Annotated in this window: 26 protein-coding genes and 1 riboswitch; of the genes, 9 read left to right on the top strand and 17 right to left on the bottom strand. The window is 73.4% G+C overall.

Annotated features, from left to right (window positions below; genetic code table 11):
- Positions 1-17: 17 nt before the first annotated feature.
- The 4 genes from OG389_RS31430 to OG389_RS31415 are packed head-to-tail and all read right to left on the bottom strand — an operon-like array spanning position 18 to position 3,326.
- Positions 18-407 (bottom strand): VOC family protein, encoded by a 390-nt coding sequence (locus OG389_RS31430; protein ID WP_328301950.1) that lies wholly within the window; start codon positions 405-407, stop codon positions 18-20.
- A 5-nt stretch (positions 408-412) separates the two neighbouring features.
- On the bottom strand, positions 413-1,045 hold the full coding sequence (locus tag OG389_RS31425) for a LutC/YkgG family protein (protein WP_328301948.1): 633 nt from the start codon (positions 1,043-1,045) through the stop codon (positions 413-415).
- The gene (locus tag OG389_RS31420; protein WP_443059372.1) at positions 1,042-2,508 is read right to left on the bottom strand and encodes a lactate utilization protein B; all 1,467 of its coding nucleotides are present in this window, start codon (positions 2,506-2,508) and stop codon (positions 1,042-1,044) included. Before OG389_RS31420 ends, OG389_RS31425 begins: the two co-directional genes overlap by 4 nt.
- A 59-nt stretch (positions 2,509-2,567) precedes the next feature.
- On the bottom strand, positions 2,568-3,326 hold the full coding sequence (locus OG389_RS31415; RefSeq protein WP_328301944.1) for a (Fe-S)-binding protein: 759 nt from the start codon (positions 3,324-3,326) through the stop codon (positions 2,568-2,570).
- 18 nt (positions 3,327-3,344) lie between these two features.
- Here OG389_RS31415 and cobF point away from each other — a divergent pair, with 18 nt between their 5' ends.
- Positions 3,345-4,097, top strand: coding sequence for a precorrin-6A synthase (deacetylating) (gene cobF / locus OG389_RS31410; protein ID WP_328301942.1), 753 nt, complete (start codon positions 3,345-3,347; stop codon positions 4,095-4,097).
- A 20-nt stretch (positions 4,098-4,117) separates the two neighbouring features.
- On the opposite strand, the gene OG389_RS31405 is transcribed toward cobF, so the two are convergent.
- On the bottom strand, positions 4,118-5,377 hold the full coding sequence (locus OG389_RS31405) for an aminotransferase class V-fold PLP-dependent enzyme (RefSeq protein WP_328301940.1): 1,260 nt from the start codon (positions 5,375-5,377) through the stop codon (positions 4,118-4,120).
- Between the two features lie 37 nt (positions 5,378-5,414).
- A complete protein-coding gene (locus OG389_RS31400) occupies positions 5,415-6,338 on the bottom strand; it encodes a LysR family transcriptional regulator (protein WP_328301938.1) in 924 nt (307 codons plus the stop codon).
- Positions 6,339-6,444: 106 nt separating this feature from the next.
- On the opposite strand from OG389_RS31400, the gene OG389_RS31395 reads away from it, so the two are divergent.
- Positions 6,445-6,852 (top strand): YybH family protein, encoded by a 408-nt coding sequence (locus tag OG389_RS31395; RefSeq protein WP_328301936.1) that lies wholly within the window; start codon positions 6,445-6,447, stop codon positions 6,850-6,852.
- 101 nt (positions 6,853-6,953) lie between these two features.
- Here the strand turns inward: OG389_RS31395 and OG389_RS31390 are convergent, their stop codons facing one another.
- The 3 genes from OG389_RS31390 to OG389_RS31380 all read right to left on the bottom strand — a co-directional run bounded on the left by OG389_RS31390 (position 6,954) and on the right by OG389_RS31380 (position 11,379).
- Positions 6,954-7,589, bottom strand: a complete 636-nt coding sequence (locus tag OG389_RS31390) for an anaerobic ribonucleoside-triphosphate reductase activating protein (RefSeq protein WP_328301934.1) — start codon at positions 7,587-7,589, stop codon at positions 6,954-6,956.
- Positions 7,586-9,364 (bottom strand): ribonucleoside triphosphate reductase, encoded by a 1,779-nt coding sequence (locus OG389_RS31385; protein WP_328301932.1) that lies wholly within the window; start codon positions 9,362-9,364, stop codon positions 7,586-7,588. The genes OG389_RS31390 and OG389_RS31385 overlap by 4 nt, the downstream gene beginning before the upstream one ends.
- A 28-nt stretch (positions 9,365-9,392) precedes the next feature.
- A riboswitch (cobalamin riboswitch) is annotated at positions 9,393-9,532 on the bottom strand.
- A gap of 137 nt (positions 9,533-9,669) precedes the next feature.
- Positions 9,670-11,379: a glycoside hydrolase family 71 protein gene (locus tag OG389_RS31380; protein ID WP_328301930.1), complete on the bottom strand. Its 1,710-nt coding sequence runs from the start codon at positions 11,377-11,379 to the stop codon at positions 9,670-9,672.
- Positions 11,380-11,735: 356 nt separating this feature from the next.
- On the opposite strand from OG389_RS31380, the gene OG389_RS31375 reads away from it, so the two are divergent.
- Positions 11,736-12,206: a hypothetical protein gene (locus OG389_RS31375; RefSeq protein WP_328301928.1), complete on the top strand. Its 471-nt coding sequence runs from the start codon at positions 11,736-11,738 to the stop codon at positions 12,204-12,206.
- Positions 12,207-12,220: 14 nt separating this feature from the next.
- On the opposite strand, the gene OG389_RS31370 is transcribed toward OG389_RS31375, so the two are convergent.
- The 3 genes from OG389_RS31370 to OG389_RS31360 form a co-directional block, all read right to left on the bottom strand.
- A complete protein-coding gene (locus tag OG389_RS31370; RefSeq protein ID WP_328301926.1) occupies positions 12,221-12,748 on the bottom strand; it encodes a GNAT family N-acetyltransferase in 528 nt (175 codons plus the stop codon).
- 167 nt (positions 12,749-12,915) lie between these two features.
- The gene (locus OG389_RS31365) at positions 12,916-15,135 is read right to left on the bottom strand and encodes an NADP-dependent isocitrate dehydrogenase (RefSeq protein ID WP_328301924.1); all 2,220 of its coding nucleotides are present in this window, start codon (positions 15,133-15,135) and stop codon (positions 12,916-12,918) included.
- Positions 15,136-15,380: 245 nt separating this feature from the next.
- Positions 15,381-15,734, bottom strand: a complete 354-nt coding sequence (locus tag OG389_RS31360) for a DUF805 domain-containing protein (protein WP_328301922.1) — start codon at positions 15,732-15,734, stop codon at positions 15,381-15,383.
- Between the two features lie 271 nt (positions 15,735-16,005).
- On the opposite strand from OG389_RS31360, the gene OG389_RS31355 reads away from it, so the two are divergent.
- Positions 16,006-17,028 (top strand): NAD-dependent epimerase/dehydratase family protein, encoded by a 1,023-nt coding sequence (locus OG389_RS31355; RefSeq protein ID WP_328301920.1) that lies wholly within the window; start codon positions 16,006-16,008, stop codon positions 17,026-17,028.
- A 132-nt stretch (positions 17,029-17,160) separates the two neighbouring features.
- On the opposite strand, the gene OG389_RS31350 is transcribed toward OG389_RS31355, so the two are convergent.
- Positions 17,161-18,276 carry a sensor histidine kinase gene (locus OG389_RS31350; RefSeq protein ID WP_328301918.1) on the bottom strand — a complete coding sequence of 372 codons (1,116 nt, stop codon included), beginning with the start codon at positions 18,274-18,276 and terminating at the stop codon, positions 17,161-17,163.
- Entirely contained in the window at positions 18,273-19,025 is a 753-nt protein-coding gene (locus OG389_RS31345) for a response regulator transcription factor (protein WP_328301916.1), read from the bottom strand. Before OG389_RS31345 ends, OG389_RS31350 begins: the two co-directional genes overlap by 4 nt.
- Before the next feature lie 124 nt (positions 19,026-19,149).
- On the opposite strand from OG389_RS31345, the gene OG389_RS31340 reads away from it, so the two are divergent.
- Genes OG389_RS31340 through OG389_RS31330 form a run of 3 tightly spaced genes read left to right on the top strand, consistent with a single transcriptional unit; the run spans position 19,150 to position 21,289 of the window.
- The gene (locus OG389_RS31340; RefSeq protein ID WP_328301914.1) at positions 19,150-19,908 is read left to right on the top strand and encodes a glycosyltransferase family 2 protein; all 759 of its coding nucleotides are present in this window, start codon (positions 19,150-19,152) and stop codon (positions 19,906-19,908) included.
- Positions 19,905-20,528 (top strand): TIGR04282 family arsenosugar biosynthesis glycosyltransferase, encoded by a 624-nt coding sequence (locus OG389_RS31335; protein WP_328301912.1) that lies wholly within the window; start codon positions 19,905-19,907, stop codon positions 20,526-20,528. The genes OG389_RS31340 and OG389_RS31335 overlap by 4 nt, the downstream gene beginning before the upstream one ends.
- Positions 20,525-21,289, top strand: a complete 765-nt coding sequence (locus OG389_RS31330) for a class I SAM-dependent methyltransferase (protein WP_328301910.1) — start codon at positions 20,525-20,527, stop codon at positions 21,287-21,289. The genes OG389_RS31335 and OG389_RS31330 overlap by 4 nt, the downstream gene beginning before the upstream one ends.
- 14 nt (positions 21,290-21,303) lie before the next feature.
- Here the strand turns inward: OG389_RS31330 and OG389_RS31325 are convergent, their stop codons facing one another.
- Both OG389_RS31325 and OG389_RS31320 read right to left on the bottom strand, forming a co-directional pair.
- A complete protein-coding gene (locus tag OG389_RS31325; protein WP_328301908.1) occupies positions 21,304-21,723 on the bottom strand; it encodes a hypothetical protein in 420 nt (139 codons plus the stop codon).
- The gene (locus tag OG389_RS31320; RefSeq protein ID WP_328301906.1) at positions 21,720-22,940 is read right to left on the bottom strand and encodes a molybdopterin-dependent oxidoreductase; all 1,221 of its coding nucleotides are present in this window, start codon (positions 22,938-22,940) and stop codon (positions 21,720-21,722) included. Before OG389_RS31320 ends, OG389_RS31325 begins: the two co-directional genes overlap by 4 nt.
- Positions 22,941-23,053: 113 nt before the next feature.
- Between OG389_RS31320 and OG389_RS31315 the strand changes: the two genes are divergently transcribed.
- Positions 23,054-24,592 carry a glycosyltransferase family 87 protein gene (locus tag OG389_RS31315; RefSeq protein WP_328301904.1) on the top strand — a complete coding sequence of 513 codons (1,539 nt, stop codon included), beginning with the start codon at positions 23,054-23,056 and terminating at the stop codon, positions 24,590-24,592.
- Here OG389_RS31315 and OG389_RS31310 read toward each other — a convergent pair.
- Positions 24,540-25,382 (bottom strand): chitosanase, encoded by an 843-nt coding sequence (locus OG389_RS31310; protein ID WP_443059371.1) that lies wholly within the window; start codon positions 25,380-25,382, stop codon positions 24,540-24,542. The genes OG389_RS31315 and OG389_RS31310 overlap by 53 nt on opposite strands.
- A gap of 249 nt (positions 25,383-25,631) precedes the next feature.
- Between OG389_RS31310 and OG389_RS31305 the strand changes: the two genes are divergently transcribed.
- Complete coding sequence (locus OG389_RS31305) at positions 25,632-26,618, top strand: class I SAM-dependent methyltransferase (RefSeq protein ID WP_328301903.1); 987 nt, start codon at positions 25,632-25,634, stop codon at positions 26,616-26,618.
- Positions 26,619-26,621: the final 3 nt, after the last annotated feature.

Genomic DNA, 26,621 nt, shown 5'->3' with positions numbered 1-26,621 from the left:
ACCGCCCGGCCGGGGGCCTACGCGGGCTGGAGCAGGTCCCAGCGGTTGCCGTAGAGGTCCTGGAAGACGGCGACCGAGCCGTACGTCTCGTGGCGCGGCTCCTCGAGGAAGCGCACGCCCTCGGCCGTCATCCGGGCGTGCTCGGCGGCGAAGTCGTCGGTGTGGAGGAAGAAGCCGACGCGGCCGCCCGTCTGGTCGCCGACCCGGGAACGCTGGTCGTCGTTCTTCGCCAGGGCCAGGAGCAGGGCGGACTCCGCGGCGCCCTGCGGGCGGACCACGACCCATCGGGAGCCGTCCGGGCGCGCGGTGTCCTCGACGAGGTCGAAGCCGACGGCGCGGGTGTAGAAGTCGATGGCCTCGTCGTAGTCGTGGACCACGAGGGCGGTGAGGGCGATGTGTGCGGACATGCCCCTCATTGTGCGCCGAGGAGTACGACCTCCAGGGTGCGGGGGCCGTGCACGCCCTCCACCCGGTCCAGCTCGATGTCGCTGGTGGCGGAGGGGCCCGAGATCCAGGTCAGGGGCCGGACGGGGTCCAGCAGGGGCAGCGCCTGCGGGACCGAGTCCACCACCTGGCCGGGGACCCGGACGACGCAGATGTGGTGGTCCGGGATCAGGGTGATCCGGCGTCGCCCCTGCCCGGGGCCGCCGTCGAGGACGATCGTCCCGGTCTCGGCGATCGCCAGCGTGCAGCCGGTCACCACGCTGTCCACCGCGTCCAGTTGGTAGGTGGTGGAGGCGGCCCTGTCCTGGATCCGGGTCGGGTCGACGGCCGCCGTCCAGTGCGGCGGCAACCCGGCCGGTACCAGGACCGACTCGGAACCCCGCTCGGCGAGGAGCCGCATCAGCAGCATGGTGATGCCGTCCTCGTCCACCCGGTGGACCTTCGCCCGGTACTCCGTGAGGTTCGCGGCGAGGAGGTCGACGGTCTCGGCCGGGGTGCGGGCGCCGTGGACCTGGAGGTAGTCCCGGGGGATCGCGGAGTCCGGGCGCGGCTCCGGCAGGGCCCGCCGGATGCGGGCCAGGATGAGGTCCTTGGCGCTCATGGGCGTCCTTCCCGTTCCCGCGCCGCCCACCAGTCGCGGAACGAGCGCTCCGGGAGCTCCGGCAGCTCCCGACTGTCCGTCCAGGCGCGCCCGGGCCCAGGTAGCCGGCGCGGCCTCAGCCGGCGTGCCCGGGCCAGCAGCCGCTCCCCCGCGCGCAGCGCGCCGGGGCGGTCGAGGAGGAGCCGGGCGGCCCGCATCGCGGCCCGTTCGGCGGCGTGGCCCCGCGCCGGGCGGATCCGGACGCGGACCCCCTCGCGGGTCACCGGGCCGCCCTGGGCGACGCGTTCGCGGAGGTGGACCAGTACCTCGGGAATGTCGATGGCGACGGGACAGACCTCGTAGCAGGCCCCGCACAGGGTGGAGGCGTAGGGCAGGGTGGCGTCGATCGCGCTGCCCGTGCCCCGGAGCTGGGGACTGAGGACGGCGCCGATCGGGCCGGGGTAGACGGAGCCGTAGGCGTGGCCGCCGGCGCGCTCGTAGACGGGGCAGACGTTGAGGCAGGCGGAGCAGCGGATGCAGCGCAGGGCCTGGCGGCCGACCTCGTCGGCGAGGGTGTCGGTGCGGCCGTTGTCGAGCAGGACGAGGTGGAAGGCGGCGGGCCCGTCCCCGTCGGCCCCTTTCGACGGCCCCAGCCCGGTCCACATCGTCGTGTACGGATTCATCCGCTCGGCCGTCGAGGAGCGCGGCAGCGTCTGGAGGAAGATCTCCAGGTCCCGGAAGGTCGGGATCACCTTCTCGATGCCCACGACCGAGATCAGGGTCTCGGGCAGGGTCAGGCACATCCGGCCGTTGCCCTCGGACTCGAGGACGACCATCGTGCCGGTCTCGGCGACCATGAAGTTGGCGCCGGACACGGCGACTTTGGCGCGCAGGAACTTCTCGCGCAGGTGGAGGCGGGCCGCTTCGGCGAGTTCGCGCGGGTCGTCGCCCAGTCCCTCCGGGGCCGCACGTCCCCAACCGCCCATCTCCGCGGCGAAGATGTCGCGGATCTCACCGCGGTTGCGGTGGATTGCCGGGACCAGGATGTGGGAGGGCCGGTCGTGGCCCAGCTGGACGATGAGCTCGGCGAGGTCGGTCTCGTACGCGGCGATGCCGGCCGACTCCAGGGCCTCGTTCAGGCCGATCTCCTGGGTGGCCATGGACTTGACCTTGACGACCTCCCGCTCCCCGGTGGCCAGGACCAGCTCCGTGACGATCCGGTTCGCCTCGTCCGCGTCGGCCGCCCAGTGGACGGTGCCGCCCGCGGCGGTGACGGAGGCCTCCAGCTCCAGCAGGTACCGGTCGAGGTGCGCCAGCGTGTGGTCCTTGACCGCCTTGCCGGCCGCGCGCAGCCGGTCCCAGTCCTCCAGCTCGGCGACGGCGAGCGCCCGCTTGTCGCGGATCGTGTGCGTGGCGTGGCGCAGGTTGGCGCGCAGCACCTCGTCCCGGACGGCCTCGCGCGCGGCCTCCGGGAAGGCCGGCATACCGACGAATGTGCCGGCCGGCCCCGTCGGCCCCGCACCCGTCCCCCTGCCCGTACCCGTCATCGCAGCGGTTCCCCCTGCTCGGTCGCGGCCAGGATCTCGGCGAGGTGCAGTGCCCGCAGGGGGGCGCCCTCGCGCCGCAGGATTCCGTCCAGGTGGACGAGGCAGGAGTTGTCGGCCCCGCAGAGCACTTCGGCGCCCGTGGCCACCGCGCCCGCGACCTTGTCGGCGCCCATCGCGGCCGAGACGTCCGGGTTCTTGACGGCGAAGGTCCCGCCGAAGCCGCAGCACTCCTCGGCGCCGGGCAGTTCGCGCAGTTCCAGGCCGCGCACCGCGGCAAGCAGCCGCCGGGGCCGGTCCCCGAGCCCGAGGGCCCGCAGACCGTGGCAGGACGGGTGGTAGGTGACGGTGTGCGGGAAGTACGCGCCCACGTCCGTCACCCCCAGGACGTCCACCAGGAACTCGGTGAGCTCGTACACCCGCGGCACGAGGCCTTCGGCCAGCGCGGCCAGGCCCGCGCCCCGCCCCTCCGCCTCGGCCGCGCGCCCGATCCGCGGGTAGTGGCCGCGGATCATGGCCGCGCAGGAACCCGAGGGGGTGACGACGTACTCGTACCCGGCGAAGGCCTCGGCGGTCCGCCGGACCAGCGGTTCGGCCTCGTGCCGGTAGCCGGTGTTGTACTGCGGCTGCCCGCAGCAGCTCTGCGCGGCGGGGAAGTCCACGGTGACCCCGAGCCGCTCCAGGAGGCGGACCACGGCGATGCCGGTGCGCGGGTACAGCGCGTCGTTGACGCAGGTGACGAACAGGGCGACGCGCATGACGGGCAGAATAGCCCGGTGAAGAAGTTCTCAGTGATCGGCATCGGCGCGGGCGACCCGGACCACCTGACCCTCCAGGCGGTCAGGGCGATCGGCGCGGCGGACGCATTCCTCATCCTGGAGAAGGGGGAGGAGAAGGCGGATCTGACCGGGCTGCGGCGGGCGATGCTCGACGCGCACGCCCGCCCCGGACACCGGCTGGTGGAGGGCCGCGACCCCGACCGCGACCGGACCCCCTCCGACTACACGCCCACCGTGGACGGCTGGCGCAGCGCACGGGCCGAGATCTTCGAGCGGTTCATCGCCGAGGAGCTGGCGGAGGGCGAGACGGGAGCGTTCCTGGTGTGGGGCGATCCCTCGCTCTACGATTCCACGCTCGCGATCCTCGACGAGGTTCTGGAGAAGGGCCGGGTCGCCTTCGAGCACGAGGTCGTCCCGGGCATCAGCAGCATCTCCTCGCTGCTGGCCCGGCACCGGACCAACCTCAACCGGGTCGGCCGCCCGGTCCAGATCACCACCGGCCGCCGCCTGGCGGAGGGCTGGCCGGCCGATGTGGACGACGTGGTGGTGATGCTGGACGCCCGGCACGCCTTCACCGCCCTCCTCGACCAGGACCTCTACATCTACTGGGGGGCCTACGTCGGCACCCCCGACGAGATCCTGGTCTCGGGCAAGCTGGCTGAGGTCGCCGGCCGGATCGAGGAGCTGCGCACCGAGGCCCGCGCCCGCAAGGGCTGGATCATGGACACGTACCTGCTCCGGCGCGGCTAGGTCGTGTGCGTTGTCCGGACCTACGGCAGGTAGGCGGGCAGGATCTCGGCGAGCCGCTCGTACTCCTCGGCCCGGTTGTAGATCTGCCCGCTGATGCGGATCCCGCCGCCGCCCGGCCAGGGCCAGATCAGTACCCGGATCCGCTGCTCGGCCGCGATCCGCTCGCGCAGCTCGCGGGCGTCGGCCGGGGTCTCGGCGACCCCGGGCGGCAGCAGCAGCGTGCGCAGGGCGAGCCCCTCGGTGTGCGGGAGCGCGGTGATCCCGGGGATCGCCGCGAGCAGGGCCGCGCCGTAGCCGGCGAGGGCGCTGTTGTGGGCCCGTACCTTGACGGCGTCGAGCTGCTCCAGGAGGTCGAGCCCGTCCGGGGCGGCGAGCCAGCCCGTGTAGTCGAAGGTGGCCCGGTTCTCGACCGAGCGCGGGAAGCCGTGGTGGTCCTCCCAGGAGGGCACCAGCGGCCGGACCCGGTCGCGGTGGCGGGGGGCGACGGACAGCAGCGCGGTGCCGGACGGGGCGTAGCCCCACTTGTGGAGGTTGCCGAACCAGAAGTCGGCTCCCCCGCCGAGGGGGTCGGGGAGCATGCCGGGGGCGTGGGCTCCGTCCACGATGGTGGTGATGCCCCGCTCCGCGAGTTCGGCGAGCAGCCGCGGCGAGGCGATGAGCCGGGCCGTGGGCGAGCTGATGTGGTCGAGTACGGCGACCCGGGTCCGCGGGGTGACCCCGGCCAGCACGGCTTCCCGTACGGCGTCCTCGTCGGGGAGGTGCGGGTCCAGGGCGACGGTGGTGACCGGGGCCCGGCGGGCGGCGGCCGCGACGACGGTGCCGTAGCCGTGGTCGGTGACCAGGATCTCGTCGCCGGCGGCGAACTCCACGGCGTCGAGGGCGACGTTGGCGCCCTCGGTGGCGTTGGAGATGAAGGCCAGCCCGTCCGGGTCGGCGCCGAGACGGGCGGCGATCCGGGACCGGGCCTCCACGAGTCGGTCGGGGGCGTCGAGGAAGAAGGCGTCGGGGTCGCCGTGCGCCTGCTCCCGCAGGGCCGCCTGCGTCTCCTGGACGGGTACGGGGACCGCGCCGAACGACCCGTGGTTGAGGTGGCTGACGGCGTGGTCGAGCCGGAACAGCCCGCGTCCGCCGGGGAATTCGGCGGGACGTATGGACCCGCCGGGCGAGCCGGCCCCGGCCGGCCCGGCGGCGCCGCCCCGGTCGACGTGGTCCGTGCGGCCGGTACGGCCGGTGCGGTCGGTACGGTCGGTACGGTCGGCGGGCTCTGCTGGCTCGGTCACGTGGACCTCCGTGGGTGCGGCGCGGCTGTCGGCCCGATCATGCCCCGACACCGCCCGGAGCGACACCCCCGCCCGCGGGCGGCGGGGCCGCGAAGGCCCGGCGGCACCGCAGGAGCAGCTCCCGTACGGCGGGCCCGTGCGCGTCGCGCCAGACCAGGCAGAGCAGGGCCGGGATCCGCACGTCGTCGATGGTCCGCGCGGTGAGCCGGTCGCGGTAGGAACCGGCCATCGAGGCGCTCAGGACGGCGACCCCCAGGCCCCGCGCGGCGAGGTCGGCCATGGCGTCGGACGCACCGGCCTCCAGGGCGATCGCGGGGTGCAGCCCCTGCGCGGCGCAGGCCCGGTCGAACACCGTACGCAGTCCCGTGCCCGGGGGCATGCAGATGAGCGGGTGGGAGCCCAGGTCGCGGAGGGTGACCCGGTCCGCGGTGGCCAGGGGGTGCCCGGGCGGCACCACCACGACGAGCCGCTCGCTGACGACGGTCAGCGCCTCCAGCCCGTCCGGGGTGGTGGCGGCGCTGCCGATGAGCGCGAGGTCGAGGGCGCCGGTGCGCACCGCCCGCACCAAGCGGTCGGAGTTGTCCTCCAGCAGGGCGATCTCCACGCCGGGGTGGGCCCGGTGGAAGTCCGCGAGGGCGTCGAAGAGCGGGGTGACGGTGCAGCCGACGACCATGCCGACGGTGAGGCGGCCGCGGATCAGGCCGGACACCTCCCCCACCGCCTGGGCGAGGGCCCCGGTGGCGGCGAGCGCGGTGCGCGCGTGTTCCAGGGCGGCCTGCCCGGCGGTGGTGAGGGTGGCGGTGCGGCCGGAGCGGTCGAAGAGCTCCGCGCCCAGCTCCTGTTCGAGGCGGCGGATCTGGGCGCTGACCCCGGACTGGCTGATGTGGACGCGCTCGGCCGCGCGGGTGAAGTTCTGTTCCTCCGCGACGGCGACGAAGTACTCGAGCTGCCTGAGTTCCATGACCAGCAATTCTAGTTCCCAGCACAACCAGCTGTTGGACTTCTGATCACGTGGCCGCGAGGCTTGGGGCACACCCGAGAAACCCCTGGCCCGAGCGGAGGAAGCAATGCCGGACGCAGCGCGGTTCGACTACGCGTCGTACGAGAAGGCCCTTCGGCCCGAGGACATCACCCGGCTGTTCGTCGAGCGGTCCAACGCCGGCGACGCGACCGGGGTCGCCGCCCTCTACGAGGAGGAGGCGGTGATGGCCTTCCCGCCCGGCGAGCTGACGGTGGGCCGCGAGGCGATCCGGGCCCTGTGGGCGAAGGTGCTGGAGCAGCGGCCCCGGTTCGCCCCGGAGCCGCCGCTGCCGACGCTGCTGAGCGACGGCATCGCCCTGACCTCCACACCGCCGAGCGACGGCACCGGGGCCCGCGCCCAGGTCGTTCGCCGCCAGCCCGACGGCAGTTGGCTCCGGCTGCTGGACCAGCCGGAGTTCGCCCCGGCCCCGACCCCGGCGGACGCGCGCGGCTGAACCCGGCGGACGCGCAGGGCCAGGGGCGGCCCGCTCGACCTGCGCACGGCCCCGCGCGGGGGCCGCGCACCCGGCGGGACGCGGGGAGGCGCGCCACAGCACTACGCGGCCGGCGGGCGCATCGTCTGGCGGAGCGTGGCGCCGGCGCCCAGTCCCGCGAGCCAGTCGTCCAGGTCGGCCATGGCGGGCGGGTCCAGGACGGACGGGTCCACCGTCGTGCGGAGCTGGTGGGGCACCCCCGAGGCGAGGAGGAGCCGCAGGCTGCGCTCCGCGGAGGCCGCCGCGTGGCCGGTGCCGGTGACCCGCTCGTAGCGGCCGGGCGGGGCCTTGACGTCGAAACCGACCCAGTCCAGCAGGTCCGCGTCCAGCAGCCGCGCCAGGCGCCGGGGGAAGGCTCCCCCGGTGTGGAGGCCGACCCGGAAGCCCAGCGCGCGTGCCTCCCGTACCGCCTGCGCGAGCCCGCGCTGGAGCAGCGGCTCCCCGCCCGAGAAGACGATCCCGTCGAGCAGCCCCGTACGGCGGACGAGGTGGGCGAGCACCTCGACCCAGGAGACCGCGGCGGGCCCGCGCGCGGGCAGCAGGCCGGGATTGTGGCAGTACCCGCACCGCCAGGGGCAGCCCTGGCAGAAGACCGTGGTCACCAGCCGGCCCGGCCAGTCGCAGGTGGACAGCCGGGACCAGCCACCGATGCGGACGACCTCGCCCGCCGCAGCGGCGGACGGTACGGCGGAGGTCACACCGCCGCCTTGAAGTGGAGGCGCTTCGCGTGCTCGCCCTTCTTGCCGATGTTGAAGGAGGAGACCGGGCGGTGGTAGCCCATGACCCGGGTCCAGACCTCGCACACCGCCCCGCACGTGGGGCAGTCGGGCTGCTCCCCGGCCAGATAGCCGTGGTCCGCGCAGATGGAGAAGGTCGGGGTGACCGTCAGGTACGGGAGCCGGAAGGTCTCCAGCGAACGCCGGACGAGCGCGCGGCAGGCCTCCGCCGTCGGGATCCGCTCGGGGGTGTACAGGTGCAGGACGGTGCCGCCCGTGTACTTGCCCTGGAGTTCGTCCTGGCGCTCCAGCGCCTCGAAAGGGTCGTCGGTCCATCCGACGGGCAGCTGCGAGGAGTTCGTGTAGTAGGGGTTGGCCTCGGTGCCGGCCTGGAGGATGCCGGGGAAGCGGGCCCGGTCCTCCTTCGCGAAGCGGTACGTGGTGCCCTCGCCCGGGGTGGCCTCCAGGTTGTAGAGGTGGCCGGTGCTCTCCTGGAAGTCCACCATCCGGTCCCGGACCCGGTCGAGGAGACGGACCGCGAGCGCGTGGCCCTCGGGCGCGGTGATGTCGTACGCGTCTGCGCTGAAGTTGCGGATCATCTCGTTGACGCCGTTGACGCCGATGGTGGAGAAGTGGTTGCGCAGGGTGCCCAAGTACCGCTTGATGTAAGGGAAGAGACCGCCGTCGATCAGGTCCTGGACGGTGATCCGCTTGAGTTCGAGGCTGTCCCTGGCCAGCTCGCACAGCCGGTCCACCTCGGCCAGCAGCCCCGCCTCGTCGCCCGCGTGGGTGTACCCGAGCCGGGCGCAGTTGAGGGTGACCACCCCGAGCGAACCGGTCTGCTCGGCGCTGCCGAAGAGGCCGTTGCCGCGCTTGAGGAGCTCCGTCAGGTCCAGCTGGAGCCGGCAGCACATGGAGCGGATCATGTTCGGTTCGAGCTCGGAGTTGATGAAGTTCTGGAAGTACGGGAGCCCGTACTTGGCGGTCATCGCGAAGAGCCGTTCGGCGTTCTCGCTCTCCCAGGGGAAGTCCCGGGTGACGTTGTAGGTCGGGATGGGGAAGGTGAAGACCCGGCCGGTGGCATCACCCTCCGTCATCACCTCGATGTACGCCCGGTTGATCATGTCCATCTCGGCCTGGAGCTCGCCGTAGGTGAACCCGGCCTCCTCCCCCGCGACCACCGGGACCTGCTCGCGCAGGTCCTCCGGGCAGGTCCAGTCGAAGGTGAGGTTGGTGAAGGGGGTCTGGGTGCCCCAGCGCGAGGGCACGTTCAGGTTGTGCACGAGCTCCTGCACGCACTGCCTGACCTGCTCGTACGTCATCGCGTCGAGGCGGACGTAGGGGGCGAGGCAGGTGTCGAAGGAGGAGAAGGCCTGGGCCCCGGCCCATTCGTTCTGCAGGGTGCCGAGGAAGTTCACGATCTGGCCCACGGCCGAGGACAGGTGCCGGGGCGGGGCGGAGTCGATCTGGCCGGGGACTCCGTTGAAGCCCTCGGTCAGCAGGGTGCGCAGGGACCATCCGGCGCAGTAGCCGGAGAGCATGTCCAGGTCGTGGATGTGGAGATCGCCCTCGCGGTGGGCGCGGGCGACGTCCGCGGGGTAGACCTGCTCCAGCCAGTAGTTCGCGGTGATCTTGCCCGCGGCGTTGAGGATGAGGCCGCCGAGCGAGTATCCCTGGTTGGCGTTGGCGTTCACCCGCCAGTCCCGGCGGTCCAGGTACTCGGTCACGGTCTCTACGGCGTCGACGACAGCAGTCACGGCAGCCCTCCCACGAGGCTCGGCACGGAAGATGGATCACGTGCCGGCAGGTGTCGGACTCGTCCGCCGGAGCGGACTCACCGTTGCGGGGCAGTCCCGGATTCCCACCGGGTTCCCTGTTGCCTCGGTCGGGGTGGACGTGCGCGAACATGCGCACGGAGGAGCGGAGCCCCGCCGAACCGGCAGGACCAACACTACATATGGATATGTCCCGGTCGAGCCACCACTACATATGGGGTGACGAAGGTCCTGAGTCTTACGCCCCCCGGCGGCCCTGCGCGGACCCTGCGCGGCCGCTCGCCCGCCTAACGGCGGCCGCTGGTGGCCGCGTAGTACTGGAGGTCCTGGACCTCCACCGCGCGGTCCACCGGGTAGCCCAGCTCCACCCGCGCCCCGGTACTGCCGCCGCGCGCCACGGTCGCCGAGCTCCGCCCCGTCTTCAGCGGCAGCAGCTCGGAGTGCACCCCGGCCGGGGCGTCGTGCGCGTCCGCGGCCGTCCCGACGGCCGTACGGATGCTCGCGGGCGCGGACAGGAAGCTCAGCACCTCCACCTTGTCGCGGGCCGCGGCGCTGCCCTTGCGGAGCGACATGACCAGCGACTGGCTGCCGCTCGGGTCGGCGGAGGCGAACTGGGTGCGCGCGGTCAGGTACAGCGTGTCCCGGACGATCTTCGGCCAGCTGCCCGTCTTGAACTTGGTGAGGTAGTACGAGGACAGATCGAGGTAGGAGTAGCCGTTGTGCTGCGACGGGGCGAACTGGCTGCCCTCGCTGTAGTCGTTCCAGGTGGTGAGCTGGACCCAGTCGGCCCCGTCGTCGATGGCCCGGGTCCAGGTGGCGCGCAGGGTCGCGGTGTTGCCGGCCTCGTCGTAGATGCCCTGGTTGGGGCGGGCGTCCTGGACCGACACGGGCTGCATCCAGATCTTGCCCGCGTCGTGGGCCCGGCGCACGTCGCGCGTCGAGCTCTCCTGGCCGACGTAGCTCCGGCTGCCCCACTCGGAGTACCCGTAACTGATGGGCGCGAATTCGCCGCTGTGCGCGCCGAAGTCGAGGAAGAGCGGGACGAAGGCGGTGCGGATGCCGTGCTCGGACTTCAGCACGTCCATGACCTGGGTCCACCAGGCGACGCTCTTGGCCTCCGCCTTGAAGGGCGAGACGACCAGCCGACCGTCGGACAGGCGGTGTGCGGCCGGGGCCGCGGCGAGGTCGGCCAGAGCGCGGGCGAGTACGCGCGGGTCGCCGGTCCCCAGCGAGGTCATGTCCGGCATCAGCATCACCTTGAAGGCCGGGTCCACCGAACGGGCGGCCTCCATCAGGAGCTTCGAGCGCTCCCAGTTCTTCCCCGAGAGGGAGAGCATGTCGAGGGTGAATCCGTCGATGCCGGCGGCGCGGGCCGTGCGCACCTCCTGCTGGAGGTTGGCGAGCTCCCAGTTGCCGCTCTTGGGCTCGACGGGCAGCGGCCGGTCGCGCAGCAGGCCGCCGTACCGCTCGTGCTTGCCGTTCTCGCCCTCCGGGTTCAGGTAGTTGCGGGTGTAGTAGTCGGAGTCGGCCTTCGCGTTGTCGAGGGAGAGCGGGTAGGGCGTGAAGTAGTGGGCGAAGACCAGCTTCTTGCCGGCGGCCCCGGAACGCAGGGCGGACTGCTGCGGCAGATCGAAGGGCAGGGCCCCGGCGGGTCGCACCCCGCTGTCCGTACCGGACTGCGGGGTGCGCTTGGCGGAGGCCGTCGCCCCCGGGCTCGCGCCGGCGGACGACGAGGCACTCGGGCCGGTGGTGGCGGGCGCGTCGCCGTTACGAGGGTCACCGGGCACGAGGGCGTCGTCGAACACCGGCCTCGAGGCGTACGGACGGCCGGCGCCCCTGAGGGGGTCCCAGGCGATTCCGGTCGCGGCGCAGACACCGACCAGGAAGAAGGCGGACAGGAGGATGGCCAGCAGGGGCCTGCGGCCCCGGAAAACCGGACGGCGCCGGTGCGACGCGCGTCTCGCACCCCGCCCAGCCCGCCGCTGGTCCGTACTCATCTTGGTCCCTCCCCGCATATGCCCCCGCATCCTGCTTCACAGCAGTACAGCCCATTCCCGCCCCCCGGACAACCGTTCCAGTGTGACGGGACCCGGTACGTACATCACACCGACTTCGGGAACTCAGCCCGTGGCGGGACGACCGGCCCCCCGGACGCACACCTCGACGACACCTCTTCGCAGCCTCGTGGACAGGTGGTTGACATAGGAATGTCACCTGTACAACCGCTGCGATGATCGGGCGCCACGGGCCATTCACCGGAATAGGAAATTCCCCTAGCCATCCCATGAAACTGGCGCATAATCGTCTCCATGCGGCTCGAAACAACCCTCTTGCCGCGTATGGTCACGCATGCATGGGGGGCATCGTGCCGATGAGGGATTCCATGGGCGCCGGTACGCTTCCGGCGACGTCCGCCGAGCTGTCCCGCCTGCTCACCACCGTGCGGCGGGGCAGGGTGCTGACCGTGACCGGACGGTTCCGGGAGCCGCGGAGCCTGCTGGTGCGGGAGATCGGGCAACGGCTCGCGTCCAACTTCTGCGACGGGGTGGCCGTGGTCGCCATGGACCACCGTTTCGGGGTCCGTGATCTCACCGCCGCGCTGGGCTGCGTACCGGGCATGCCCTTCCTGCCGCACGGGACCCCGGACGCGGCGTCGTGGCTCGCGGAGCGCGACATGCTGCTCGTCCTCGACGGCTGCGACCACCTGGCGGCGGAAACCCTGGGCTGGCTGCGCGACTTGCTCTCCGTGGCCCCCGGGCTGCGGATCCTGGCCGCCGGGCGCCACCCGCTCCCCTTCGCCCCGGAGCGGGTGCACCGGCTCTGACCGCCCGGCGGTGGCTACGCGCCCCGCCACTCCTCGACCGGCAGTCCCAGGATCACTTCGTCAACGAAGGCCCCGGTGACCCACGCGGAGCGCCGCAGGGTGCCTTCGATCCGGAACCCCTCCCGCTCGGCGGCGCCGATCATCGCGGCGTTGTCTGCCAGGGTCTCCACCTGCAGCCGGTTCAGCCCGCGCACGGTGAACCCGTACCGGCACAGCAGGTGGACGGTGTCCGCGCCGAGACCGCGGCCGCGGCTGCCGGGCCGCAGCGAGATCCCGAGGTGGGCGGAGCGGTTGTGGGCGTCGATGCCCCACAGCACGGCCTCGCCCGCGAGCTCGGCCGAGGCCAGCTCGACCACCGAGAAGAACGCCACGTCATCGGCCGGACCCGCGGGCGCGTACGGGGAGTGGTCGGCGGTCAGCGGCCGCCACGGCCGGCTGTCCGCGCGCGAGCGTGTCGCCACGTCCTCGTACAGCTCGGCGTGGAGCACGGCTACGTCGTCGGCGTGCCGGGCGCGCAGCCCGGCCGTTCTCCCTTGAATCATGCGCCCTTGGTAACCCCCGCGAGGCGGTGTCCACAACCGGGTTTCCGCCCCGGCCGACTCCGGGAACGACTCCGCCCCGGCCGGCGACTGCCGACCGGGGCGGACCCGTGGAGCGGTGGAGCTCAGCCGGGGCGCGCCTCAGCGGTGCGGCCCGGCAGCGGTGGAACTCAGCCGAGGAGCTCGAGCGCCTGGTTCAGCGTCGCGGACGGCCGCATGATCGCCGAGGCCTTGGCGGCGTCCGGCTGGTAGTAGCCGCCGATGTCGGCCGGGGAGCCCTGGACGGCGATGAGCTCGCCGACGATCTTCTCCTCCGACTCGGCCAGCGACTTGGCGAGCGGGTCGAACGCGGCGGCCAGCTTCGGGTCGTCGGTCTGGCGCGACAGCTCCTGCGCCCAGTACAGCGCGAGGTAGAAGTGGCTGCCGCGGTTGTCGATACCGCCCAGCTTGCGGCTCGGCGACTTGTCCTCGTTCAGGAAGGTGCCGGTCGCGCGGTCCAGGGTGTCGGCCAGCACCTGCGCGCGGGCGTTGCCGGTGGTGGTGGCGAGGTGCTCGAAGGAGACGGCCAGCGCGAGGAACTCGCCGAGCGAGTCCCAGCGCAGGTAGTTCTCCTTGACGAGCTGCTGCACGTGCTTCGGCGCGGAGCCGCCGGCGCCGGTCTCGAAGAGGCCGCCGCCATTCATCAGCGGGACGACCGACAGCATCTTGGCGCTGGTGCCCAGCTCCAGGATCGGGAAGAGGTCGGTCAGGTAGTCGCGCAGCACGTTGCCGGTCACCGAGATGGTGTCCTCGCCGCGGCGGATGCGCTCCAGGGAGTACGCGGTGGCCTCGACCGGCGAGAGGATCTTGATGGTCAGACCCTCGGTGTCGTGGTCGGCGAGGTACGTCTTGACCTTGGCGATCAGCTGCGCGTCGTGCGCGCGGCCCTCGTCGAGCCAGAAGACGGCCGGGACGCCGGTGGCGCGGGCACGGGTGACGGCGAGCTTGACCCAGTCCTGGACCGGCGCGTCCTTGGTCTGGCAGGCGCGGAAGATGTCGCCGGCGGCGACCTCCTGCTCCAGGACGGTGGCGCCCGAGGCGTCGACCAGGCGGACGGTACCGGCGGTGGCCAGCTCGAAGGTCTTGTCGTGGCTGCCGTACTCCTCGGCCTTCTGGGCCATGAGGCCGACGTTCGGCACCGAACCCATCGTGGACGGGTCGTACGCGCCGTGCGCGCGGCAGTCGTCGACGACGACCTGGTAGACGCCGGCGTAGCTGCTGTCCGGCAGGACGGCGAGGGTGTCGGCCTCGGCGCCGTCCGGGCCCCACATGTGGCCGGAGGTGCGGATCATGGCCGGCATCGAGGCGTCGACGATGACGTCGGACGGGACGTGCAGGTTGGTGATGCCCTTGTCCGAGTCGACCATCGCCAGGGCCGGGCCCTCGGCGATCTCGGCGTCGAAGGAGGCCTTGATCGCGTCGGCGTCGGGCAGCGCGCCCAGGCCGTTCAGGATGGTGCCGAGGCCGTCGTTCGGGGACAGGCCGGCGGCGGCCAGGGTCTCGCCGTAGCGGGCGAAGGTCTTCGGGAAGAAGGCGCGGACCACGTGGCCGAAGATGATCGGGTCGGAGACCTTCATCATCGTGGCCTTGAGGTGCACGGAGAACAGGACGCCCTCGGCCTTGGCGCGCTCGATCTGGTCGTTCAGGAAGGTGCGCAGCGCGTCGACGTGCAGGACGGACGCGTCCACGACCTCACCGGCGAGTACCGGTACGGAGTCGCGCAGCACGGTGACGGCGCCGTCGGCGGCGACGTGCTCGATGCGGAGCGTGCCGGCCTCGGCGATCACGGCGGACTTCTCGGTGGAGCGGAAGTCGTTCTCGCCCATGGTGGCGACGTTCGTCTTCGACTCGGGGGTCCAGGCGCCCATGCGGTGCGGGTGCGCCTTGGCGTAGTTCTTGACCGAGGCGGGGGCACGGCGGTCGGAGTTGCCCTCGCGCAGGACCGGGTTGACGGCGCTGCCCTTGATCTTGTCGTAACGGGCGCGGTTCTCGCGCTCCTCGTCGCTCTTCGGGTCGTCCGGGTAGTCCGGAAGCGCGTAGCCCTGGGCCTGGAGCTCGGCGACCGCGGCCTTGAGCTGCGGGATCGACGCCGAGACGTTGGGCAGCTTGATGATGTTGGCCTCGGGCGTCTTCGCCAGCTCGCCGAGCTCGGCGAGGGCGTCCGCGATCCGCTGGCCCTCTTCCAGGTACTCGGGGAAGCTGGCGATGATGCGGCCTGCCAGGGAGATGTCACGGGTCTCGACATTCACACCGGCCGTCGACGCGTATGCCTGGACCACAGGCAGGAACGAATACGTCGCGAGGGCCGGGGCCTCGTCAGTGTGCGTGTAGATGATGGTCGAGTCAGTCACCGGATGCTCCGCTCCACAGTCTGCGTCTCTCGTCTGCAACATTGCTCGACATCAAGATATCTCGTGATCGGGTCGGTCCGGACAGCCCCCCGCGCAAGCCGGGGGGAGACGCGTGTCACGTTCAGTGACAGGAGCGCGGGACGGCGCCGGGGTGCGGGACGCGGGGTTCCGGGAACGGCGAAAGCGCCGCCACCGGCTGGTTCCAGCCAGGGGCGGCGCTTCGGCACTACCGGTCACGGACCTGCTCAGGCGTGGATCGCCTTGGGGCTCGGGCCGTACTGGTTCGGGTTCGGCTGGCCCTCGGTCGCCATGAGGACGATCAGCCAGATGCCACCGACGAGCGGGACGAAGGCGATGAGCAGCCACCAGCCCGACTTGCCCGTGTCGTGCAGGCGGCGGACGCCGAGACCCAGGCCCGGAAGGAACACGGCCAGCGCGTAGATGCCGTAGAGCAGCGGGTACGTGCCGATGACGTTGTCGATGATGGCGACGATGATCAGCGCGGCCAGGTTGAAGAGGAAGAACATCCAGTACTCCTGGCGGCGGGCGCGGCCGGAGAAGTCGACGTACTTCTTCAGAACATCGGTGTAGTAGTGCATGAGTCCCCCCAAGAGACCTGTTCGCGGCCCGTCCTGATGAAGCAAGCCGGGGCAGAACTTATGCCCCGCTTACGCCGAGGTCAAGCCACTGAGCAAGGCACCAAAAGGGTTACTTTTCATCGCTCGGGGCCCTAAACACACCAGTACCGGGCGCCACTTGGGACGCACCGGCCCGAACGGGTCACCCACTGTGACGAAATGAGCTGACGGAAGTCTTACGGCGGGGCGTGGGACCCCCCGTCCGCCCCCAACGGTCCGTAGCGTCCCCGCCATGCGCGTACTCGTCACCGGAGGATCCGGGTTCATCGGCTCCCACATCGTTACCACTCTGCGTCTTCGCGGCCACGATCCGGTCGTCCTGGACCTCGTCCCCCCGGCGTACGGCGCCGAGTTCGTCCGGGCCGACGTACGGGACCCCGATGCCGTCCGGGCCGCCCTGCGCGGGATGGACTCCGTCTGCCACCAGGCCGCGATGGTCGGCCTCGGCAAGGACTTCGCGGACGCCCCGGCGTACGTGTCCCACAACGACCTCGGCACGGCCGTACTGCTCGCCGCGATGGCGGACTCGGGGGTCCGGGACCTCGTCCTGGCGGGCTCGATGGTGGTCTACGGGGAGGGTCGCTACGAATGCCCGCGCCACGGGGTCGTCCGCCCGGGCCCGCGCCGGGTCCAGGACCTGGCCGCCGGCCGCTTCGAACCGCACTGCCCCGGCTGCGGATCGGAGCTGGCGCCGGGGCTGGTGGCGGAGGACGCGCCGACGGATCCGCGCAACGTGTACGCGACGACGAAGCTGGCGCAGGAGCACCTGGCGGCATCGTGGGCGCGGTGCGTGAACAGCCGGGCGGTGGCGCTGCGCTACCACAACGTGTACGGCCCGGGGATGCCGCGCGACACCCCGTACGCGGGGGTGGCCTCCTTCTTCCGCTCCTCGCTGGCCAGGGGCGAGGCGCCCCGGGTGTACGAGGACGGCGGCCAGCGGCGGGACTTCGTCCACGTCCGGGACGTCGCGGAGGCCAACGCCCTGGCCCTGGAGGCGTCGACGCCGTCCGGCGCGTGCACGCCGTACAACACCGGCAGCGGCGCCCCCCACACGGTCGGCGAGATGGCCACCGCCCTCGCCACGGCCCACGGCGGCCCACTCCCGGTGATCACCGGCGAGTACCGCCTCGGCGACGTCCGCCACATCACGGCCGACTCCCACCGCCTGCGCACGGACCTGGGCTGGCACCCCCGGACCGACTTCGCCTCGGGCATGACGGAGTTCGCCCACGCTCCCCAACGCGAGGCGGTCTGAGCTCCACCGGGCCGCTTCAGCTCCGCCGGCGATTGAGGCGCCGGGGGTCCGGGGGCTGGCCCCCGGCAGCGGGCCCGCACGGGGTCCGGGGGGGGCTGGCCCCCGACAGCGGGCCCGCACGGGGCCATCGCCTCAGGCCGGCACCGGCAGCGTCACCTCGAACCGGCATCCCCCCGGCACGTTCCGCACCACCGCGTGCCCGGCATGCGCCTCCACGATGCCGCGCACGATCGCCAGCCCGAGGCCCGCCCCGGCCGAGGGGACCGGCGTCCGCGCCGACGTGCCCCGCCAGCCCGTGTCGAAGACCCTCGGCAGGTCCTCCGCCGGGATGCCCCCGCAGCCGTCCGTCACGGACACCACCACCGCGCCCTCCCGCCGCACGGCCGCGATCGCCACCGTCCCGTCCGCCGGGGTGTGCCGGATCGCGTTGACCAGCAGGTTCGCCAGCACCCGCGTCATCTCCTTGCCGTCCACCTCCACCGGCACCCGGTCCACCTCGTCGCCCACCAGCCGCACCCGGTGCTCCCGCGCCAGCGGGTCCACCCCTGACAGCGCGTCGCCCACCAGGTCGTACACGGACATCCGGCTCGGGCTCAGCGCCAGCGCGCCCGCGTGGATGCGGGACAGTTCGAACAGGTCCCCGACCATGGAATTCAGCCGGTCCACCTCCGTCCGGATCTGCCGGTGGTAGCGCCCCGGATCCGCGGCCATGCCGTCCTCCAGCGCCTCGGACATCGCCCGCAACCCCGCCAGTGGGGTCCGCAGATCGTGCGAGATCCAGGCCACCAGTTCCCGCCGTGACTTCTCCAGCGCCCGCTCCCGCTCCCGGGACGCCGTCAACTTCTCGCTCGTCGCAGCCAACTCCCGCGACAGTGCGGCGAGTTCGGCCGTCGCCAGCCCCGTGGGCGCCGCGAAGCTGCCCCCGTCGCCGAAGTCCCGTGCGGCCAGAAACAGTTCCCGGCTCCGAGCCACCACCCACCGTCCCAGGAGCAGTGCGGTGGCCAGCGAGACCACCGCCGCCATCGCCACGACGAGGGTGACCACCCCGAGGTCGTGCGGGGAGAGGAACATCGCCCGGGCCACCGCGAGCGTCCCGGCCAGCATGGCGGCGACCGCCACGGCGGCGATCACCGCCAGGGACACCGCCACGGACCGGTGCCGCACCAGCCTCAGCACGACCGCGCCGAGTGCTCCCGCGCACACGGCCCCGCCGAACGCGAACAGTGCGATGAGCACGATGTCCTTCATGCCGCGGACACCTCGCCCGCGCCGGCCTCGAAGCGGTAGCCGACGCCCCACACCGTCTGGATCAGCCGCGGCTGCCCGGGGTCCTCCTCGACCTTGGCGCGCAGGCGCCGTACGTGCACGGTCACCGTGGACAGGTCCCCGAAGTCCCAGCCCCACACCTCGCGCATCAGCTCCTCCCGCCCGTGCGCCTGCCCGGGGTGCCTCAGGAAATGGGCGAGTAGGTCGAACTCGCGTACGGTGAGCGCCAGTTCACGGCCGTCCTTCGAGGCCCGGTGAGTGGCCGGGTCCAGCGTGATCCCGGCGCCCTCGAGGCGGCCCTGCCGTACGCCGCCCCCCGCTCCGGCACCCGCCGCGCCGCGCCGCAGCACGGAGGTGACCCGCAGGACCAGTTCGCGGGGGCTGAACGGCTTCGTGACGTAGTCGTCGGCGCCCAGCTCCAGTCCCGCGATCCGGTCGTCCTCGTCGCCGCGCGCCGTCAGCATGATCACGGGTACCGGGCCGGTGGCGCGGAGCCTGCGGCACACCTCCAGCCCGTCCAGACCCGGCAGCATGAGGTCCAGTACGACCAGGTCCGGCCGGACCAGCCCGGCACGGGCGAGCGCCGCCGGGCCGTCGGCCGCCGTCTCCACGGCGTAGCCTGCGCGCCGCAGGTAGCCGGTGACGACCTCCGCCACCGTCGGGTCGTCGTCGACGACCAGGATCCGTGCGGGTGCCGCTTCCGTACCGCTCATGCCGCTCGTGCCGCTCATGCCGTCCACCCTCCCACCCGCGGGAGCGGCGCGGGACCGGCGGACGCCTCCGCGCGGGGCGACGTCCGCGTTTCGTAAGGAGTCGGAGGCCCTTTCGCGGGGGCCCCGTTCATACGGTGAACCGGTGAGCGAAACCGTGACGGTAGACGTCGTACTTCCCTGTCTGAACGAGGCCGGTGCCCTGCCCTGGGTCCTCGCGCGCATCCCGGCCGGCTGGCGGGCCCTGGTGGTGGACAACGGCTCCACCGACGGTTCCGCCGAGCTCGCGCGGGCGCTCGGAGCCACCGTGGTGACCGAGTCCCGGCGCGGTTTCGGCGCCGCCTGCCACGCCGGGCTGCTCGCAGCCGAGGCGGACGTGGTCTGCTTCTGCGACTGCGACGCCTCCCTGGATCCGGGACTGCTGGCCGGTTTCGTGGCCGCCGTCGCCTCCGGCCAGGCCGATCTGGTGCTCGGCCGCCGCCGCCCGCGGGGCCCCGGCGCCTGGCCGGCGCACGCGCGGGCCGGGAACCTGGCGCTGGCCCGGCTGCTGCGCCGGCGGACCGGACTGCGGCTGCGCGACCTGGGCCCGATGCGGGCCGCGCGCCGGGAGGACCTGCTCGGGCTGGACCTGTCCGACCGGCGCTCCGGCTACCCCCTGCAGATGGTGGTCCGGGCGGCGGACGCGGGCTGGCGGATCCGGGAGGTGGACGTGCCGTACCTGCCGCGGTCGGGGAAGTCGAAGGTGACGGGCACCTGGCGGGGCACGTGGCAGGCGGTGCGCGACATGAGCCGGGTCCTGGCGGAACCCGCCGGCGGGGCCGCTGACCGGTCCGGCATCGCGGAACCCGCCGGGCGGGGCGCGGGCCGGTCCGGCGCGGGCGCCCCCGCCGGAGGTGTCCGATGACGGGAACCACACTGCTCGTGATCGCGAAGGAACCGGTCCCCGGCCGGGTCAAGACGCGGCTCACTCCGCCCTTCACACCGGCCGAGGCCGCCGGGCTGGCCGAGGCCGCGCTCGCCGACACCCTCGCCGCCGTGGCCGCGGCCCCGGCGGCGCGCCGGGTCCTGGTCCTGGAGGGCCGGCCGGGCCCGTGGCTGCCGCCCGGCTTCGAGGTGGTCCCGCAGTGCGCCGGGACCCTGGACCTGCGGCTCGCCGCCGCGTTCGGGGCCTGTACGGGGCCCGCGCTGCTGATCGGCATGGACACCCCGCAGGTCACCCCGGAGCTGCTGGAGGTCGACTGGTCGGCGCACGAGGCCTGGTTCGGACCGGCCGCCGACGGCGGGTTCTGGGCGCTCGGGCTGGCCGTACCGGCCCCCGCGCTGCTGCGCGGGGTACCGATGTCGGTCCCCGAGACGGGCGCGGTCCAGTACGAACGCCTGCGCGCGGCGGGACTCCGGACCGGCGGCCTCCCTGTCCTGCGTGACGTGGACACCGCCGAGGACGCCCGCGCGGTCGCCGCCGGGGCCCCGGCGGGCGCCTTCGCCGCGCGGCTGGCGGAGATCACCCGGCCGGTCCCCCGATGACCACGCTCACCTCCCCCGGGCCGGGCACGGCCGACTCCCCCCTGCCGGCCGGCGCGGTGCCCGGGGCGGCCCGGCCGGCCGGCACGGTACCGGCAGCGGCCGGGCCGGTCACCGCCTGGTCCGCCGACCCGTACACGGTCGCCCTGCGCACCGGCCGGGGTCCGCTCTACCTGCGGCGGGGCGACGGCTGGCTGCTCCCGCTGGACGTGGAGCGCTGGTGCGAGGCTCCGGACGGCGCCGACCTGACGGTGCTGCGGCGCTGCCGGGGCAGCGTCCTGGACATCGGCTGCGGCCCCGGCCGGCTGGTGTCCGCGCTCGCCGCCCGGGGGCACGTGTCCCTGGGCATCGACGTCAGCCCGGAGGCGGTGGCCCGGACGGCCCGCTCGGGCGGCGCCGCGTTGCACCGCTCGGTCTTCGACTCCCTTCCGGGTGAGGGGCGTTGGGGAACGGCGCTGCTGATCGACGGCAACATCGGCATCGGCGGCGACCCGGCCGCGCTGCTGCGGCGGATGGCCGAGGTGCTGGCGGCGACCGGTTCGCTGATCGTGGAGTGCGCGCACGCCGAGGCCGATGTGGACGAGCACTGCGAGGTCCGGGTGGCCGACGGGCGCGGCGGTCTCGGTGCGCCGTTCCCCTGGGCCCGGGTCGGTCCGGCCGCCCTGACCCGCTACGCGACGGCCGTGGGCTGGAACCCCGCCGCCCACTGGACGGTGGCGGACCGCTCCTTCGCCGTACTGACCCGCCTTACGGGGGCCGCGTAGGACCCCCGCACCCCTCAGCGTGACTCCGGACGCCCCGGCCTCCGCTGCCGCTGCCGCCGCCACCGGCCGGCCAGGGCCACCGCCCCGGCGGCCACCGCCACCGCGACGAGTACGGCGGCCAGGTTCCGGCCGTAGGGCAGCGGCAGCGCCGACGGGTTCGGCGGCGTCCCCGGCCGCAGCAGCAGGGGCAGGGTGACCAGGACGAGCGCGCCCGCCGTCAGCAGGGCTCCCCGTACGACGCCCCGCGCGGGCCCGGCGGCGACCGCGAGTCCGGCGGCCAGGACGAGCGGCGCGAGGACCCCGTCGTGCAGCACGAGCGCGCCGCCCAGCCACACCAGGACGCCGAACGGATCGGGCAGCCCCCACAGCAGCCGTCCGCCGGTCGCGATCAACAGCAGCCCGGCGCAGCCCAGTACCCCCCGCACGCCCTTCACAGCACCTCCAGCAGGGTGACCCATTTGGTCTGCAGGACTCCGGGCCGGTTCGGCGCGACGACGCGCGCCGGGTACCCGTGGTCGGCGGTCAGGACCTGTCCGTTCAGTTCCAGCGCGAGCAGCGTCAGGGGATCCCCGGCGTACTCGCGGCCCATCTCCGTCACGCGGTACGCGCCTTCCGCCTCCAGCGACGTGACCCGCAGTCCCGCTCCGGGCGGGGCGCCGGCCCGCGCCATCAGGTCGCGGATCCGGACGCCGCTCCAGCGCGCCTCCACGCTCCAGCCCTCCACGCAGGCGATCGGCAGCCTTGCCCGCGCCCTTGGCAGGGCCCGGAGTTGATCGAGCGTCAGCGTGTACGGGGTGGGGCCCCGCACCTCGAGCCGCCAGTCCCGCACCGCCCGCTCCGTGATCCCGGCGGCCGCGGCCGTCCGGTTGACCGGGAGTCCTTGCGGTCCGCGGTCGGGGTGGCGGGGTGCGAGCAGGTCCAGGCGGGCCAGCGGGGTGAAGGACTGCCCGGCCGTGGTGAGGGTGACGGCTCCGACGGCGGCGCCGACCCCGCGCATCAGCGAGCGCCGGTCCGGGCCGTCCTGGGCGGGAAGTTGGCGCGTGCCGGGTGAACGACTGCTCCAATGGGCCCTGATCTCGGGTGCTTTGACGGCGATGTGCAGGAGCAGCGAGCCGGTGACCACCCAGCCGAGGGCGAAGTGCGTCTGGATGAAGCCGAACGGCCACGGGTACCACTCGGCGATGTTGAGGAGCCCGGTGAAGACCTCGAGGACGGCGGAGGCCACGAGCACCGCGACCGACAGTCGCTCCAGCGCGTGCCGTACCCCGCGCACCGGCGGCCACCCGAAGAGCCGCGGGTAGACCGTCCACAGCTTCGCCAGGAGCAGCACGATCGCGGAGAGCCCGGCGGCGATGTGCAGGCCCTGGCTGAGCCGGTACCCCCAGACCGGGCGGCTGGGCAGCAGGTCCGCGGCCCAGCCGGGCGGGTGCTGGAGGTAGTGGCTGATCAGGCCGGTCACGAAGCAGACGGTGAAGGCCGCGCCGAGCCAGCGGCCGATGGCGGTGGCGGTGCGGGCGTCGTGGAGCCGGCCGGTGAAGGAGGGCGGCCGGAGCGTGAACCGGCGGCCGGGGGCGGACTCCCGCGGGGTGGGCCCGGACGGCGGGGGCGGGGGAGGCGTCGTCGGTGCGGAGGGAGGCGCAGGGGGAGTCATGCCCTCCATCAGAGCGCCGGCGGGCCCCGCGCGGGGCGCCCGACACCTTACGAAACGCGGACGCCGGGCCCGGCCGCCCGGCCGGCGGCGGCCCGCGCTGCCAGGCTGCCCGCATGAACCACGCCCGCGCCGCAGCCCGCCTCCATGCCCGTGTACATGCCCGCGCCGAAGCCCGTGTCCCCACCCGCGCCCGCGCCCGGGTCTGCCTCACCCTGCTGCTGCTCGCCGCGCTCACCGCCGTCCTCGTGCCGGCGGTCCGCGAGGAGGGCTACTTCGCCGATCCCGCGCGGCTCACGTGGTGGTACGCGGCCGCCTGGGCGCTGTTCGGCGCGGCCGTCTGGTCGCTGCGGCGGGTTCCGGGGCGGTACGTGGTCCCGCTCGTGCTGGCGGGTGCGGTGGCCTGCTGCGCGGCGGGGCTGGCCGGGCCGCCGCTGACCAGTACCGACTCCTTCCGCTACGCCTGGGACGGGCGGGTGCAGGCCGCCGGGATCTCCCCGTACGACCACGCCCCCGCCGATCCGGCGCTGAGCGCCCTGCGCGACGACTGGCTGTTCCCGCGCGGCGGGGCCGACTGCGCCCGTCCGGACCGGGTGGGGATCGGGCCGGGGGTCTGCACGCGGATCAACCGGCCGGCCGTGCACACCGTCTACCCGCCCGTCGCCGAGGGCTGGTTCGGGCTGGTCCACGCCCTGTCCCCGCCCGGCGTGCGCCACAAGGGCCTGCAGACCGGCGGGGCGCTGCTGGCGCTCGCCGTCACGGGGGCGCTGCTGCTGGTCCAGCGGCGTCGGGGCGCGGGGCTCCGTACGGTCGCGTACTGGGCCTGGTGTCCGGCGGTGGCGGTGGAGGCGGTGAACAACGCGCACGTCGACGTCCTCGGCGTGCTGCTGTCGGTGGCGGCGCTGGGCGCCGTGGTACGCCGACGGCCGCTCGGCGGGGCCCTGTTCGGGCTGGCGGTCGCGGCGAAGCTGCTGCCCGCCGTGCTGCTTCCGGGCGCGCTGGCCGGCGTACGGCGGTGGCGGGACGCGGCGGCGCTGCTGGTACCGGCGGCCGCGGTGACGGGGCTGGCGTACCTGCCGTACGTGCTCGTCTCGCGCGGGTCGGTCTTCGGGTACCTGGGCGGCTACGCGCAGGAGGAGGGGTACGAGGACCCGGGCGCGGGCGGCCGCTACGCGCTGCTGCGCCTGCTGCTCCCCGACTCCTGGTCGGTGCCCGCCGTCGCGGCCGGGATGCTGGCGGTGGTGGCGTACGTCTGGCGGCGCGGGGATCCGCGACACCCCTGGAGCGCGGCCCTGCTGGTGACGGGTACGGCGTTCCTGCTGATGACTCCGGGGTACTCCTGGTACGCGCTGCTGCTGGTCGCCCTGGTGGCGCTGGACGGCCGCGCGGAGTGGCTGGGGGTGGCGCTCGCGGGGGCGGCCGCGTACGTCTCGGTCCGCGCGTTCGGCGGGGCGACGGTCCCGGTGGCGTACGGGCTGGCGGGCGCGGCCGTGCCGGTGGGGTGGTGGCTGCGGCGGCGGGCGGCAACTGCCCGCGGCGGGCGGCGGCCCGGAACGTCAGGGGAGTTCGTCCCGGACCGCCGCCCCACGCTCCTCGGAGTCGTCAGCCGATGTGGAACGAGTCCCCGTAAACCTTCCAGTCCAGGGGGGTGTTGAGGTTGAGGTTGCCCTTCTTGACCCACACCCGCTGCGCCGTGTCGACGCGGCTGGTGTCGCTGTGCGCCTCTTCCTGCTTCATCGCCCAGACGCGGGCGTCGAGGAAGGCGTTGAGCCAGGTGGTCTCGTTGCCGCCCTGGGCCGGGGGCTTGGCCTTGGAGAGGGCGCGCTTGCGGATGTTGCGGAAGCTGGTCGAGTCGCCGCCGTCGCCGTGCATGACGATGGCGTCGTAGTAGATGAACTGCCCGAGCACGCCGACCCCGTCGGACTTGCCCTGATTCACTGCCGGGTTGAAGTACACGCGGTCGCGCTCGTGGTCCTGGGCCTTCTTGAAGTCGGCGTCCGAGGCGGCCTTCACCCAGTCCTTGGTGAAGTTGGGGTCGAGGCCGGAGTGCGAATCGCTGCCGTCGACCTTTTTCAGGGCGGGGAGGTACTTGGCGAGCACGTTGCCCGGCTTGATGTCCGTGTAGTACTGGACGAGTTCGAGCATGTCGTGGGTACCGGAACAGAAGCCGATGATGCCGCCCGTGTAGCCGCGGCCGTCGTCTATGTCCTCGATGTACTTGTACTGCGCCTTCCAGTTCAGCGAGGAGTTCTCGGCGCTGGAGACGATCTGCATGGCGATGTCCTTCTTCACCGGATCGTCGAGTCCGACGGCGGCCGCCGACACCTGCGCGGTCGCCGGTGCCACGGCGGGGGCGGCGGTCGCGTGCGCGGTGACGGGGACGGCGAGAAGGGCAGTACCCAACAGGGCGCTGACGGCCAGTCGCTTGCGGTGGGGGGTGAACACGGTACCTCCATAAGGGAGTTGATGCTCGGGCGACTTCGTTAGGAAACTTTACTACCAGACGCCCCGCCACCTCAAGACCCCGGAAGGCCCCGTTCGACCTGGCCGCATTCGACGCACCACGCTCTGGCATATGAGAGGAGAAGAGAGGCATGCTTACGCATATGCGGTCCCTTTCGGCCGCTGGACGCTCACATGCAGGTGCACGCGCGGGATCGGGTGCGGAGGCATGCGCAAGAAATGGAGGCGCCGATGGCCGTCCTCGTGATCGGAGAAGCACCCACCGACGCCATCGAGGCGGCCGGTCTGCTGATCCGCCTGTGCCGGCCCGACGCCGACGACCCGCTGCCGGCCACCCTCACCGGGATCGACGCGGTGATCCTCTCCCCCACCGCCACCCCCGCCGCGCTCCCCCTCGTCGGGCCCGCGCTGGCCGCCGAGGTGCCCGTACTCGCGCTCGGCGACGGAGCGCGGCTGCTCGCGGAGGCGGCCGGCACCGGCGGCACCTGCGGCGGAGCCACCGATCCGCTGCTCGGCGGGGGCGCCGCGCCGCACGGATTCCGCGTCGGCGCCAGTGCGTGGGGGCTGCCCGTACCCGCCGAGGCCGACCGCGAACTGCTGCGCCGCTTCGCCGAGCTGGTGGCCGGGCGGGCCGAGACCACCGCCACCCGGGCCTTCTTCACGCCCCGGGCCGCCGCCTGGGAGGAGCGGTTCGCCTACCAGACCCCCGCGTACGAGACCGCCGTCGCCCGGATGCGGCTGCGGCCCGGACAGCGCGCGCTCGATCTGGGCTGCGGCAGCGGGCGCGCCCTGCCCGCGCTACGGAGCCTGGTCGGAGCCGCCGGAACCGTGATCGGCGTCGACCTCACGCACGCCATGCTCGCGGCCGCCGCCCGTGCGGGCCACGGCGGGCCGGGACGGCTGCTGCTCGCCGACTGCGGGCGGCTCCCGTTCCCGGCCGGCGCCGTCCACGGCATCTTCGCCGCGGGCCTCCTGGACCACCTGCCGCATCCCGGCACCGCCCTGCGCGAGTGGGCCCGGGTCACCGCCCCCGGCGGAGAGCTCCTGCTCTTCCATCCCTCGGGCCGCGCGGAACGCGCCGCCCGCCACGGCCGCGCCGTCAGTCCACAGGACCCGCTGGCCGAACCGAACCTCCGCCCGGCCCTCGAAGCGGCGGGCTGGCGCCTGGCCACGTACGAGGACGCCCCCACCCACTTCCTGACCCGCGCGGAACGCTGACCG

This window comes from Streptomyces sp. NBC_00435, assembly GCF_036014235.1.
Lineage (GTDB): Bacteria > Actinomycetota > Actinomycetes > Streptomycetales > Streptomycetaceae > Streptomyces.
This window is presented reverse-complemented; position numbering and strand designations above follow the sequence as displayed.

What these genes read in the sequence shown, in the direction of transcription:
- OG389_RS31430 (WP_328301950.1), bottom strand. Translation starts at nt 407, where the DNA reads ATGTCCGCACACATCGCCCTCACCGCCCTCGTGGTCCACGACTACGAC.
- OG389_RS31425 (WP_328301948.1), bottom strand. Translation starts at nt 1,045, where the DNA reads ATGAGCGCCAAGGACCTCATCCTGGCCCGCATCCGGCGGGCCCTGCCG.
- OG389_RS31420 (WP_443059372.1), bottom strand. Translation starts at nt 2,508, where the DNA reads ATGCCGGCCTTCCCGGAGGCCGCGCGCGAGGCCGTCCGGGACGAGGTG.
- OG389_RS31415 (WP_328301944.1), bottom strand. Translation starts at nt 3,326, where the DNA reads ATGCGCGTCGCCCTGTTCGTCACCTGCGTCAACGACGCGCTGTACCCG.
- OG389_RS31400 (WP_328301938.1), bottom strand. Translation starts at nt 6,338, where the DNA reads ATGGAACTCAGGCAGCTCGAGTACTTCGTCGCCGTCGCGGAGGAACAG.
- OG389_RS31395 (WP_328301936.1), top strand. Translation starts at nt 6,445, where the DNA reads ATGCCGGACGCAGCGCGGTTCGACTACGCGTCGTACGAGAAGGCCCTT.
- OG389_RS31380 (WP_328301930.1), bottom strand. Translation starts at nt 11,379, where the DNA reads ATGAGTACGGACCAGCGGCGGGCTGGGCGGGGTGCGAGACGCGCGTCG.
- OG389_RS31375 (WP_328301928.1), top strand. Translation starts at nt 11,736, where the DNA reads ATGGGGGGCATCGTGCCGATGAGGGATTCCATGGGCGCCGGTACGCTT.
- OG389_RS31370 (WP_328301926.1), bottom strand. Translation starts at nt 12,748, where the DNA reads ATGATTCAAGGGAGAACGGCCGGGCTGCGCGCCCGGCACGCCGACGAC.
- OG389_RS31360 (WP_328301922.1), bottom strand. Translation starts at nt 15,734, where the DNA reads ATGCACTACTACACCGATGTTCTGAAGAAGTACGTCGACTTCTCCGGC.
- OG389_RS31355 (WP_328301920.1), top strand. Translation starts at nt 16,006, where the DNA reads ATGCGCGTACTCGTCACCGGAGGATCCGGGTTCATCGGCTCCCACATC.
- OG389_RS31350 (WP_328301918.1), bottom strand. Translation starts at nt 18,276, where the DNA reads ATGAAGGACATCGTGCTCATCGCACTGTTCGCGTTCGGCGGGGCCGTG.
- OG389_RS31345 (WP_328301916.1), bottom strand. Translation starts at nt 19,025, where the DNA reads ATGAGCGGCACGAGCGGCATGAGCGGTACGGAAGCGGCACCCGCACGG.
- OG389_RS31335 (WP_328301912.1), top strand. Translation starts at nt 19,905, where the DNA reads ATGACGGGAACCACACTGCTCGTGATCGCGAAGGAACCGGTCCCCGGC.
- OG389_RS31330 (WP_328301910.1), top strand. Translation starts at nt 20,525, where the DNA reads ATGACCACGCTCACCTCCCCCGGGCCGGGCACGGCCGACTCCCCCCTG.
- OG389_RS31320 (WP_328301906.1), bottom strand. Translation starts at nt 22,940, where the DNA reads ATGACTCCCCCTGCGCCTCCCTCCGCACCGACGACGCCTCCCCCGCCC.
- OG389_RS31315 (WP_328301904.1), top strand. Translation starts at nt 23,054, where the DNA reads ATGAACCACGCCCGCGCCGCAGCCCGCCTCCATGCCCGTGTACATGCC.
- OG389_RS31305 (WP_328301903.1), top strand. Translation starts at nt 25,632, where the DNA reads ATGGCCGTCCTCGTGATCGGAGAAGCACCCACCGACGCCATCGAGGCG.